The sequence below is a fragment of the Blastococcus mobilis genome, from assembly GCF_900188025.1.
GTDB classification, from domain to species: Bacteria; Actinomycetota; Actinomycetes; order Mycobacteriales; family Geodermatophilaceae; genus Blastococcus_B; species Blastococcus_B mobilis.
Genome location: NZ_FZNO01000013.1, coordinates 23965 through 35665, shown reverse-complemented (window position 1 = coordinate 35665; position 11701 = coordinate 23965). Strand labels below are relative to the sequence as shown.

The 11701-nt window shown below is 73.0% G+C and carries 8 protein-coding genes; 4 read left to right on the top strand and 4 right to left on the bottom strand.

The features are described from left to right. The first annotated feature begins 22 nt into the window (after window positions 1-22). Window positions 23-1039, top strand: a complete 1017-nt coding sequence (gene meaB / locus CHB94_RS12925) for a methylmalonyl Co-A mutase-associated GTPase MeaB (RefSeq protein WP_089336981.1) — start codon at window positions 23-25, stop codon at window positions 1037-1039. A gap of 84 nt (window positions 1040-1123) precedes the next feature. On the opposite strand, the gene CHB94_RS12920 is transcribed toward meaB, so the two are convergent. Next, on the bottom strand, window positions 1124-1579 hold the full coding sequence (locus tag CHB94_RS12920; protein WP_089336980.1) for a gamma-glutamylcyclotransferase family protein: 456 nt from the start codon (window positions 1577-1579) through the stop codon (window positions 1124-1126). Window positions 1580-1692: 113 nt separating this feature from the next. Between CHB94_RS12920 and CHB94_RS12915 the strand changes: the two genes are divergently transcribed. From CHB94_RS12915 to CHB94_RS12905, 3 genes are all read left to right on the top strand, one after another. Further along, entirely contained in the window at window positions 1693-3099 is a 1407-nt protein-coding gene (locus CHB94_RS12915; RefSeq protein WP_089337052.1) for an NAD(P)H-quinone dehydrogenase, read from the top strand. 120 nt (window positions 3100-3219) lie between these two features. Further along, a complete protein-coding gene (locus CHB94_RS12910; RefSeq protein WP_141137491.1) occupies window positions 3220-4908 on the top strand; it encodes a zinc-dependent metalloprotease family protein in 1689 nt (562 codons plus the stop codon). An 88-nt stretch (window positions 4909-4996) separates the two neighbouring features. Further along, window positions 4997-8974 (top strand): hypothetical protein, encoded by a 3978-nt coding sequence (locus CHB94_RS12905; RefSeq protein ID WP_176445544.1) that lies wholly within the window; start codon window positions 4997-4999, stop codon window positions 8972-8974. 38 nt (window positions 8975-9012) lie between these two features. Here CHB94_RS12905 and CHB94_RS12900 read toward each other — a convergent pair whose 3' ends face one another. From CHB94_RS12900 to CHB94_RS12890, 3 genes are all read right to left on the bottom strand, one after another. Further along, window positions 9013-10770 (bottom strand): acetyl/propionyl/methylcrotonyl-CoA carboxylase subunit alpha, encoded by a 1758-nt coding sequence (locus tag CHB94_RS12900; protein WP_089336977.1) that lies wholly within the window; start codon window positions 10768-10770, stop codon window positions 9013-9015. Between the two features lie 79 nt (window positions 10771-10849). After that, window positions 10850-11458 carry a Maf family protein gene (locus CHB94_RS12895; protein WP_089336976.1) on the bottom strand — a complete coding sequence of 203 codons (609 nt, stop codon included), beginning with the start codon at window positions 11456-11458 and terminating at the stop codon, window positions 10850-10852. Continuing rightward, window positions 11455-11640, bottom strand: a complete 186-nt coding sequence (locus tag CHB94_RS12890) for an acyl-CoA carboxylase subunit epsilon (protein ID WP_254920614.1) — start codon at window positions 11638-11640, stop codon at window positions 11455-11457. The genes CHB94_RS12895 and CHB94_RS12890 overlap by 4 nt, the downstream gene beginning before the upstream one ends. Window positions 11641-11701: the final 61 nt, after the last annotated feature.

The following is an 11701-nucleotide window of genomic DNA, read 5'->3' as shown; positions in this document are numbered from 1 at the left end:
CTGTCGCCGTCCGGGGCGGGGCGTGAGCCGACCGATCGACGTACCCGCGCTCGTCGAGGGGGTGCTGGCCGGCGACCGGCGCGTGATGGCGCGCGCCATCACGCTGGTGGAGTCCCGGCGCGGTGACCACCGGGAGCGGGCACAGGAGCTATTGGTGGAGCTGCTGCCGCACGCCGGGGGAGCCCGCCGGATCGGCATCAGCGGCGTCCCCGGGGTCGGCAAGTCGACCTTCATCGACCAGCTCGGGGTGGACCTCACCAGCGCCGGCTCGAAGGTCGCGGTGCTCGCCGTCGACCCGTCGTCGGCCCGCTCGGGTGGGTCGATCCTCGGCGACAAGACCCGGATGTCGCGGCTGGCGGTCGAGCCGAACGCCTTCATCCGGCCGTCGCCCACCTCGGGCACGCTGGGTGGGGTCGCGCAGGCCACCCACGAGTCGATCGTCGTCGTGGAGGCGGCCGGCTACGACGTCGTGCTGGTCGAGACCGTCGGCGTCGGGCAGTCGGAGATCACCGTCGCCGAGATGGTCGATTCCTTCCTCTTCCTGACGCTCGCCCGCACCGGCGACCAGCTGCAGGGCATCAAGCGCGGCATCCTCGAGATCGCCGACGTCATCGCCGTCAACAAGGCCGACGGCCCGGCCGCCGCGGACGCCCGCAAGGCTGCCCGCGAACTCGCCGGAGCGATCCGGATGCTCCGCGGGCACACCGAGGGTGGCTGGGACGTGCCCGTCATGACCTGCGCCGGGCTGACCGGTGAGGGGCTGGCCGAGGTCTGGGCGAAGCTGGTCGAGCACCAGGACCGGATGAAGGCCTCGGGGGAGTTCGACGATCGGCGACGCACCCAGCAGGTCCGCTGGACCTGGCAACTCGTCCGTGACTCGCTGGAGCACCAGCTGCGCTCCCACCCCGCGGTGCGCTCAGCGGTGCCGAACCTGGAGAAGGCGGTCCTGTCGGGGGACCTGACGCCGGCTCTGGCCGCCCAGCAGATCCTGCAGACCTTCCTCGCCGCCCCGGAGGACGCGCCCGCCGTCACCCCCTGACTTCGGCGGCGATCATGAAGTCGCGGGGGCGGCACACCATGGGACGACGGCGTGTCGCCACGCCGGTTTCATGACCGCAGAGCCTCAGGAGGTCGAGCGGCACTCGCGGGAGCGCAGGGCGGTGACGTAGTCGGTGGGCGCACCTGCCGCCTCGGCGGCGTCAGCGATCCCGCCCAGGTGCCGGGCGGAAGGCAGCCCGCCCTCGAAGGCGTCGAGGACGTAGACGTAGGCGACCTCGTCGCCGGTGAGCGTGTGCACGCGGAGGTGCACCCGCTGGTAGAGCCCCTGGTCGGCGCCTTCCCAGGCGTCCAGCGCGCGCTCGTCGGCCTCGGTGAGGTCGTAGAGCGCGACGAACACGCCGGGACCGGAGTCGTCGTCGGGCACCAGGGTGGCCAGCGCACCGTCCCAGCCGTACTCCTCGGCGCCGAAGGTGAGCCGCCAGCCGCGAACCCACCCGGTGCCGGTGTGCGGGGACGACGGACAGCGGCGCACCATCTGTGCGGGATCCATGTTCGACCCGTAGGCGGCGTAGAGGCCCATTGCGCCGAGACTAACGACCGAACTTGGCAGGCCGAAGGACGGCGGTCACACGTCGCGCGTCCGCACCGGGGAGAATGGGCTCCGACCGTCCGATCAGCACCGGGGAAGGATTCATGACCCGCATCGTCATCATCGGCGGCGGACCGGCCGGCTACGAGGCCGCGCTGGTCGCCGCGCAGCTCGGTGCCGAGGTCACCGTCATCGAGCGGGACGGCATCGGGGGCGCCAGTGTGCTCACCGACTGCGTGCCGTCCAAGACCCTCATCGCTGCCGCCGGCACCATGACGTCGGTGCGCGACTCCGGCGTCCTCGGCCTCCGAGGAGCCGAGCTCGCGACCGTGAACCTGGAGCTGGCGTCGGTGAACAGCCGGGTCAAGGGCCTGGCCATGGCGCAGTCGGCCGACATCCACGCGCGCCTGACCGCCGAGGGCGTGCGCATCGTCGCCGGGCAGGGGCGCCTCTCCGACGAGCTCCGGGGGCTGGCCGCGCACCGCGTGCAGGTCGTCGACGTCGAAGGGAACGTCGCGGAGGAGTTGGAGGGCGATGTCGTCCTCATCGCCACCGGCGCCGACCCCCGGGTGCTGCCCGGGGCCGAGCCCGACGGCGAGCGCATCCTCGATTGGCGCGACGTCTACGACCTCGAGGAGATGCCCGAGCACCTCGTGGTCGTGGGCTCCGGCGTGACGGGTGCGGAGTTCGCCTCCGGTTACCTGGAGGCCGGCGTGCCCGTCACGTTGGTCTCCTCCCGCGACCAGGTGCTGCCCGGCGAGGACGCCGACGCCGCCGCCGTGGTGGAGAAGGTCTTCCAGTCCCGCGGCGGGAAGATCGCCGAGCGGGGCCGCGCAGCCTCGGTGAAGCGCACCGAGAAGGGCGTCCTGGTCGAGCTGACCGACGGGCGCACCGTCGAGGGATCGCACGCGCTCATGACGGTCGGCACCGTCCCGAACACCGCCGGCGTGAACCTCGAGCAGTGCGGGGTGGAGGTCACCGGCTCCGGGCACGTCGTCGTCGACCGGGTCTCCCGGACGTCGGTGCCCGGCATCTACGCCGCCGGTGACGTGACCGGCGTCTTCCAGTTGGCGTCGGTAGCCGCCATGCAGGGGCGGATCGCCATGTGGCACGCCCTCGGTGAGGCCGTCGCCCCGATCAAGCTGAAGACCGTTGCCGCCAACGTCTTCACCCATCCGGAGATCGCCACCGTCGGGGTGCAGGAGAAGAGCCTGCCGGACGCGACCGACGTCGACGTGGTGCGGCTGCCGCTGGCGACGAACGCCCGCGCCAAGATGGGTGACCTGCACGACGGCTTCGTCAAGCTGTTCGCCCGGCGCTCGACGGGCGTGATCATGGGTGGGGTCGTCGTCGCCCCCGGTGCCTCGGAGCTCGTCCTCCCCATCGCGCTCGCCGTCACCAAGGGGCTGACGGTGGCCGACCTGGCGCAGACGTTCGCCATCTACCCGTCGCTGTCGGGCTCGATCACCGAGGCCGGTCGCCGCCTGATGGGGGCCGACCACCTCGCCTGAGAACGATCCCGCGCGGAACGGGCGGGGGAGCAGCGGCAACTGAGCCGGATGTGACGAGCGCTCCGCTCAACACCGGCAGTTCGGTGCCGACGGGCGTGGGCACCGCCGATGTCAGGGTGGATGTCTGCTGCCCGGTCCGCCCCCGCCCCTGCTGCTCGCCGGCGGCTGCTGCGCTCGTTCTCCGTGGCCGCCGCGGTCCTCTCCGGGATCGTCGCCCCGGCGGTCCTGCCCGGTGCCGTCGCCGCGGCCGAGGAGCCGGCCGGGACGACGGTCGTCGGCAGGCTGGTGCAGGCCTGGGCCGAGGCCGCTCCCGGGGAGATCGCCGCCGGCCACGCCCATGAGGGGCCGATGAGCTGGGTCCAGCCCGCGCAGGGCGACCCGGTCCTGATCGACACCGGGGGCGTCGAGGGGGTGCCGGCCGGCTCGACCGTCGCGGTCACCGTCGAGGGACCCACCCCGGACCACTCCGAGGACGGGGGAGCGGAGGCCTCGCCCGTCGTGGACACCACGGTCCTCGCTCCGCCGGTGGTCACGCCGGCCCCGGCGTCGGCCCGGTTCACCAACGAGGTGACCGTGGCGATGGTCGCCCCCGCCGGCTCGGACCCGAAGGGCGACGGCACTTCGCTCGAGCAGGTCGTCGCGGCGGTGAACGACCGCGTCGCGCCGTTCTGGTCGGAGCAGACCGACGGCGCCATCTCCCTGGGCGTCACCGCCGCCCACGGCTGGGCCGCGGCCCCCGTGAACTGCGAGAAGCCGGGTCTGCTCTGGGACGAGGTCGCGGCACGGGTGGGGTTCGTGCCGGGCCCCGGCAAGCACCTCCTGCTCTACGTCAGCCGTTCCTCGGACTGTGGCTACGCGCTCGCCGAGGTAGGCAGCGCACCCTCCAGCGGCGGCCGGATGTACGTCCGGGACACCGCGACCTCCGTGATCGCCCACGAGTTCGGCCACAACTTCGGACTCGGGCACTCCTCGGGCGAGCAGTGCGACGCGACCGTGGAAGGCGGCTCCTGCCGCACGGTGGGCTACCGCGACTACTACGACGTGATGGGCGTCTCGTGGTCGCAGCTGGGCTCCCTCAACGCTCCGCAGGCCGCCCTGCTCGATGCGCTCCCGGTGGCCCAGCAGCAGTCGATCCCCGTCTCGGGGAGCGCGGCCACCGTCACCCTGGCGCCGCTCGCCGGGCGCGACGGGACACGTGCCATCCGGCTCACGGACGCCGAGGGCGTCGACTACTGGCTGGAGTACCGAACGGCTACCCGCCGTGACGGCTGGCTGGCCGACCCCGCCAACCGCTTCGGCCTGGAGTCCGGTGTGCTGCTGCGCCGCGCGGGTGGCCTGCCGGACACGTCCGTCCTGCTTGACGCGACGCCGTCCGCCGCCGGCGGCTGGGATGGCGACTACCGCGCCACCCTGCCGGTGGGAACAGCCGTCCCGGTGTCGGGCGGTGACTTCTCCGTCGTGGTGCAGGGCGTGTCGCCGGAAGGTGCCGTCGTGAGCATCACGCCGACGCGGCCGGCCACCGCCGTCACGCCGGCGTCCCCCACCCCCCGGGCCCCGAGGGCGACCGTGCTCCCCGGTACGGGCCCGCCGGCCGCCGAGGCGCCGGTCGCGACCGTCGGGGAGAGCGCTGCCCTGCGGGTGCCGGACCACGCCGGTCTGGGGCAGCGCGCCCCCGTGGCACTCCACTCGTCTGCGGACACGGCGGCGGGGCGCGGCCTCCTGGTGCCGGTGGCCGGGTCCGCCCTGGCGTTCGCCCTGGTGCTCCTCGCCGGCCGGTTGCGTCGTCGGCGCCGCATCGCTGCGTGCTGATGCAACTGCGCTGCGCACGGAGAGTCCTCGGGCGATCCGCGCTGCTGCGGGTGAGATGACCCCGATCCCACTGCCTCTGGAGCCTCCTGTGAGAACTTCCCGTCGACCGCGCGGGGCGCGGCTGGTCGCCGTGTGCCTGTCGGCGGCCGTCGTTCTCCCGGTCCCGGGCTGGGCCACCCCGGCCTCCGCCGACGAGGACGTGACGACAGGCGACACCGTCAGCGGCACGTTCCAACAGGTGTGGCCGGAGTACGAGGATCCACGAACGGCCGCCGAGCACGCGGGTGACGGGCCGCTGAGCTATCTCCGGACATCTGCCGGGGACGTGGTCCGGCTCGACACCGATGACGTCCAGGACCTCGAGGTAGGCGCCACCGTCGAACTGACCGTGGGACGCACCGTCACGGATGCGGCGTCGGCCGAGGGGTACGAGCGGGCGCGCGAGGTACTCGACGCCGAGGTGCTCGCCCCCGCGCCTGCCGCTCCGCCGCTGACCTCGCCGGCGACTCCGCCGTTCACCAACTCCGTGACGGTGGCGATGGTGGTTCCCGCGGGTGGTGCGAGGGACTCCGCCAGTCTCACGGACGTCGTCGCAGCGGTGAACGGGCCGGTCGCCGACTTCTGGGAGCGGGAGACCGACGGGGCGATCCGGTTGGGCGTCACGACCTCGCGCGACTGGATCACCGCCACCGCGGGTTGCTCCGACCCGTACGAGTTGTGGGACGAGGTGGCCGCGAAGGTCGGTTTCACGAGGGGTTCGGGCAAGCACCTCCTGCTCTACGTACCGAACACCGGCCTTCCGGCGTGCTCGTACGGGCTCGCCGAGGTCGGCTCCTCCCCCTCCACCGGCGGTTTCTCCTACGTGCGGGACACCGAGACGTCGGTCCTGGCGCACGAGCTGGGGCACAACTTCGGTCTCGGGCACTCCTCTGGTCTGCTGTGCTCGGGCAGCGGCTACAACAGTGGGTGTTCGGTCGAGGCGTACCGCGACTACTACGACGTCATGGGAGCCTCCTGGGACCAGCTGGGGTCTCTCACCGTCGTCCAGGCGGCTCGGTTCATGCCGGTGAGCTCGCGGTCCTTCGAGCTCACCGGCTCGACCGAGACCGTCACCCTCGCCCCCGTGTCCGGGCGGACCGGCGTCCGGGGCATCGCGATGCGGAACTCCGACGGGAGGACGTACTGGTTGGAGTACCGCCCGTCCAGCGGCCGGGACCAGTACCTGGGGACGCAGGACAACTGGGTCGGCCTGCAGTCCGGTGTGCTCCTCCGGCAGGACACCGAGGGGAACGACACGTCCCTACTCCTCGACGGCACGCCGTCCTCCCCGTCGGCCTGGGAGAGCGACTTCCACGTCGCGCTCCAGGTGGGGGCAACCGTGCGCATCGACGACTACGTGACCGGGGGCGCCTACCGGGTGACGGTGCAAGCCGTCACGGTGGAGGCGGCGACAGTGCGGGTGGAACCGGTGAGCGCGGTCACGCTCGCCCACGAGGCGGCCGGGGGCGACGCCGGCCCCATGGGTGCGCCGACTGCGGCGGAGGTGTGCGGCACCGCGCACGTGACGCGCTACTGCGAGCGCGCCTACGAGAACGGCGGCATCTACTGGACCCACTCGACGGGCGCGCACCTGGTCCGCGGGGAGATCCTCCCGTTCTGGCTCGCGGGCAATGGGTTCTCCGGGGTCTGGGGGTTCCCCTCCACGGACACCGCGTGTGGTCTGGCCGACGGTGGATGTGCCCAGCAGTTCCAGGGCGGGGCAATCTACTGGTCTCCGGGGGCAGGCACGTTCGGGACGTCGGGTCAGATCGGGGAGTTCCACCGTCGCAACGGCGCCCAGGCCGGCCTGCTGGGCTATCCCACGGCACCGGCCGTCTGCGACGCCGACGGGTGCGACCAGCCGTTCGAGGGCGGAACGGTCGTCTGGGAGGAGACTCGAGGCGCCATCGTCGTCCAGGGTCCGTTCCGCGACGCATGGGCATCGGCCGGAGGCCGGTCGGGCTGGCCGGGACCGCCTTCTGCGGCGATGCGGTGCGATCTCGTCCGTGGTGGCTGTAGCCAGCGGTTCGACGGAGGGTGGCTGTACTGGTCCGCAGCCTCCGGAGTGCACGGGGTGTCCGCTCGGATCATGAGTGCGTGGGCTGCCCAGGCCTGGGAACGGGGGTCACTCGGGTACCCGACGGCGGACGAGATCTGCGGTCTGACCGGCGGTGGCTGCCGGCAGAGCTTCGAGGGCGGGACCGTCCTGTGGAGCTCGGCCACCGGGGCTCGCGCCGTAGCCGGCCCCGTTGGCGAGACCTGGGCCGCACAGGGCGCGGAGTCAGGAGTGCTCGGCTACCCCACCGGCAATCAGACCTGCGGGCTGGTCAACGGCGGATGCCTGCAGCAGTTCCAGGGCGGGACGGTGTACAGGACCACCACCACGGGTGCCCACGCCGTCGTCACCGGGCCGGTGGAGAGAACGTGGGGCGCCCAGCGCTGGGAGCAGGGGCCGCTGGGTTACCCCTCGTCGGCGCAGGTCTGTGGCCTGGTCGGCGGTGGGTGCCTGCAGCGGTTCCAGGGCGGCACGATCTACGCCGGTTCCGGGACGGTCGGTCATGTCGTCTCCGGTGCGTTCGCCGCCGCGTGGGCCGCCGAAGGGTCGGACGCCGGACCGCTCGGCCCTCCGACCGGTGACCAGCGCTGCGGGCTGGCCGGCGGTGGCTGCCTGCAGAGTTTCCTCGGCGGGGCCGTTTACCACACGGCGGCGACCGGGGCGCGTGCGGTGCATGGGGCGGTGGCCGGTGCCTTCGCCCGGCAACGCTGGGAGCAGGGGCCGCTGGGCTACCCCACGTCGGCGCAGGTCTGCGGCCTGGTCGGCGGCGGGTGCCTGCAGCGGTTCCAGGGCGGCACGATCTACGCCACCACGGCCACCGGGGCGCATGTGATCCTCGGCCCCATCGGCGACGCCTGGGGGGCGCAGCGGTGGGAGCAGGGGCCCCTCGGTTATCCGATGGGTGACCAGCGGTGCGGGCTGGCCGGAGGCGGGTGCCTGCAGAGCTTCCAGGGCGGAACCGTCTACTACACGGCGGCGACCGGCGCCCGGGTGGTGACCGGGGCGGTGGCCGGTGCCTTCGCCCGGCAACGCTGGGAGCAGGGGCCGCTGGGCTACCCCACGTCGGCGCAGGTCTGCGGCCTGGTCGGCGGCGGGTGCCTGCAGCGGTTCCAGGGCGGCACAATCTACGCCACCACGGCCACCGGGGCGCATGCGATCCTCGGCCCCATCGGCGACGCCTGGGGGGCGCAGCGGTGGGAGCAGGGGCCCCTCGGTTATCCGACGGGTGACCAGCGGTGCGGGCTGGCCGGAGGCGGGTGCCTGCAGAGCTTCCAGGGCGGGACCGTCTACTACACGGCGGCGACGGGGGCACGTGCCGTCGCCGGCCCGGTCGCCACGCACTGGGGGAACCAGGGAGCGGAATCCGGCCCTCTGGGATATCCCATCGGCGGTCAGGTCTGCGGACTGAAGGACGGCGGCTGCCTGCAGCGGTTCCAGGGCGGCACGGTCTATGGCACGAACACCGGCACCGCCACCGTCGTTCCGGGGCCGATCGCCAACCACTGGGCCGCACAACGGTGGGAGGCCGGACCGCTGGGGTTCCCGGCCACCGACCAGCGTTGCGATGTCGCCGTCGGCGGGTGCCGGCAGGACTTCCGAGCCGGATCGGTGCTCTGGAGTCCGAGCACCGGGGCGCAGTCCGTGCTCGCAGGACCCATCGCCGACGTGTGGGCCGCGCAGGGTTCAGCGAGCGGCTTCCTCGGTTATCCCACGACGGCGCGGTCGTGCGGCCTGGTCGCAGACGGCTGCCTGCAGAGGTTCCAGGGCGGCACCATCTACAGCACCGCTGTGACCGGGACCCATGCTGTCTCCGGGCCGATCGCTGCGGCGTGGGGTGCGCAGCGATGGGAACGGGGCCCGCTGGGCTACCCGACCTCCGGTCCCTACCCGGTCACCGGCGGAACTGCCCAGGACTTCCAGGGCGGGACGCTCACCCTCGATGACGGCAGCGGACAGGTCACCCGCGACTGAGCGGTAGCCGTGCCGGGCAGCCGCTGAGCGGCACCGGGTCAGTCCGCGTCGGCGATGGCGCAGATGACCGCGCCGCTGGTCACGGCGGCCCCGACCTCTGCGGAGAGGCCGGAGATCCGCCCGGCCTTGTGGGCGGTGATGGGCTGCTCCATCTTCATCGCCTCGAGGACGACGACGAGGTCGCCGGCGTTCACGGTGGCGCCGTCCTCGACCGCGACCTTGACGATCGTGCCCTGCATCGGCGAGGTGAGTGAGTCACCCGACGCACCGGATCCGCCGTGGCCGGAGCCCCGCTTGCGCGGCTTGGACGGAGCTCCCGGAGCGGCGCCGCCACCGGCGGCGAGCCCGGCGGGGAGGGAGACCTCGAGCCGCCGTCCCCCAACCTCGACGACGACGGTCTGACGGGGCGTCTCCTCCTCCTGCTCGGCCGGGGCGGCGTCGTAGGGGGCGACCTGGTTGTCCCACTCGGTCTCGATCCAGCGCGTGTGCACCGTGAACGGCTCAGTGGTGAAGGCCTCGTCGCGGATCACGGCCCGGTGGAAGGGGACGACCGTGGGCATGCCCTCGACGATCAGCTCGTCCAGGGCGCGGCGGGCGCGCTGCAGCGCCTCCTCGCGGGTGGCACCGGTGACGATCAGCTTGGCCAGCATCGAGTCGAACGCGCCGACGACCTCGCCGCCGGTCTCGACGCCGGAGTCCCAGCGCACGCCCGGGCCCTGCGGGATCTCCAGCCGCTCCACCGGGCCGGGGGCCGGCATGAAGTTGCGGCCGGCGTCCTCTGCGTTGATCCGGAACTCGATGCTGTGCCCGCGCGGGGTCGGGTCCTCGGTGATCTCCAGCGGCAGGCCAGCGGCGATGCGGAACTGCTGACGCACCAAATCGATGCCGCTGGTCTCCTCGCTGACGGGGTGCTCCACCTGGAGGCGGGTGTTGACCTCGAGGAAGGAGATCGACCCGTCCAGGCCGACGAGGTACTCGACCGTGCCGGCACCGTGGTAGCCGGCCTCCCTGCAGATCGCCTTGGCCGAGGAGTGGATGCGCTCGCGCTGCTCGTCGGTGAGGAACGGCGCAGGGGCCTCCTCGACGAGCTTCTGGTTGCGCCGCTGCAGCGAGCAGTCGCGGGTGCCGACGACGACGACGTTGCCGTGGGTGTCCGCGAGCACCTGGGCCTCGACGTGTCGCGGCTTGTCCAGGAACCGCTCGACGAAGCACTCCCCGCGGCCGAAGGCCGAGACGGCCTCGCGGACGGCGGAGTCGAACAGCTCGGGGATCTCCTCGAGGGTGCGGGCGACCTTGAGGCCACGGCCACCACCGCCGAACGCCGCCTTGATCGCCACGGGCAGGCCGTGCTCCTCGGCGAAGGAGACGATCTCGTCGGCACCGCTGACCGGGTCCTTGGTGCCGGGCACGAGGGGGGCGCCGGCCTTGGTGGCGATGTGCCGGGCGGCGACCTTGTCGCCGAGGTCGATGATCGACTGCGGTGAGGGGCCGATCCAGGTCAGCCCGGCGTCGATGACGGCCTGGGCGAAGTCCGCGTTCTCCGACAGGAAGCCGTAGCCGGGGTGGATGGCGTCCGCGCCGGACCGCTTGGCGGCGTCCAGGATCTTGTCGATGACCAGGTAGGAGTCGCCCGGCGTCGTGCCGCCCAGGGCGAAGGCCTCGTCGGCGACGCGGACGTGCAGCGCGTCCCGGTCGGGGTCGGCGTAGACGGCGACGCTGGTCAGACCCTCGTCCTTGCACGCACGTGCGACGCGGACCGCGATCTCACCGCGATTGGCGATCAGGACCTTCTGCACCGGGGCACTCCCTCTCGAGTAACGGTCGAACTGTAGTTCGCGGGGCGGGACCGGCGCGGGCCAGGTCACGCGGACGGGGTCAGCGGCGCCAGAGGTCGGTGATGGACAGGCCGCGCTTGGCCAGCTGGGTGCGCAGGACGGTCAGGGACAGCCCGACCACCGCGGCGGGATCCCCCTCGACGCGGCGGACGAACGGCGCACCCAGACCGTCCAGCGTGAAGGCGCCGGCCACCGCGAGCGGCTCACCGGTGGCCAGGTAGGCCTCGATCTCCTGCGGCGTCGGCGTCGCGAAGTACACCACCGTCGAGGCGACGGCGATGTCGCGGCTGACGACGGCGCCGTCGCGGACGTCGAAGAGCGCCTGGCCCGTGTGCAGGATGCCGGACCGGCCGGCCATCCGCCGCCAGCGGTCGCGGGCCTCCGCGGCGTCCGCCGGCTTGCCGAGCGGCCTGCCGTGGAACTCCAGGAGCGAATCGGCGCCGATGACCAGTGCGTCGGTCTCCCGCTTGGCCACCGCCGTGGCCTTGGCCGCGGCGAGGAGGGCGACCTGCTCGGCCACCCGCGGTGCGCGGACGGTCGACTCGTCGACCTGGCTGACCACGACTTCGGGCGCGAGCCCGGCCTGGCGCAGCAGCGAGAGGCGGGCGGGGGAGGCCGAGGCGAGCACGAGCTTGCGATCGCTGCTCATGCGAACCGTCCCGCGGCGCGCCAGCCGCCGTGTCCCACCTGCAGTGGCCGGCGATGGGCGTCGGAGTACGACGCCCAGGCCCCTACCGGCGTCGGACGGCGGCGCGCCCGCGGCTGGGACAGCGTGGCCACCACGACGGTCAGCGCGGCCAGTTCCTCCGCGGACGGCTCCCCGCGGACCACTCGAAGCAGAGGCGGCGTCTCATCGCGGTCTGGTCGCGCCGAGTGGGCCCCGGAGGGGTCC

Excerpts from the sequence above, each read along its gene's own strand:
- CHB94_RS12920 (WP_089336980.1), bottom strand. The coding sequence starts at position 1,579 with ATGGGCCTCTACGCCGCCTACGGGTCGAACATGGATCCCGCACAGATG.
- CHB94_RS12915 (WP_089337052.1), top strand. The coding sequence starts at position 1,693 with ATGACCCGCATCGTCATCATCGGCGGCGGACCGGCCGGCTACGAGGCC.
- CHB94_RS12910 (WP_141137491.1), top strand. The coding sequence starts at position 3,220 with ATGTCTGCTGCCCGGTCCGCCCCCGCCCCTGCTGCTCGCCGGCGGCTG.
- CHB94_RS12895 (WP_089336976.1), bottom strand. The coding sequence starts at position 11,458 with ATGAGCAGCGATCGCAAGCTCGTGCTCGCCTCGGCCTCCCCCGCCCGC.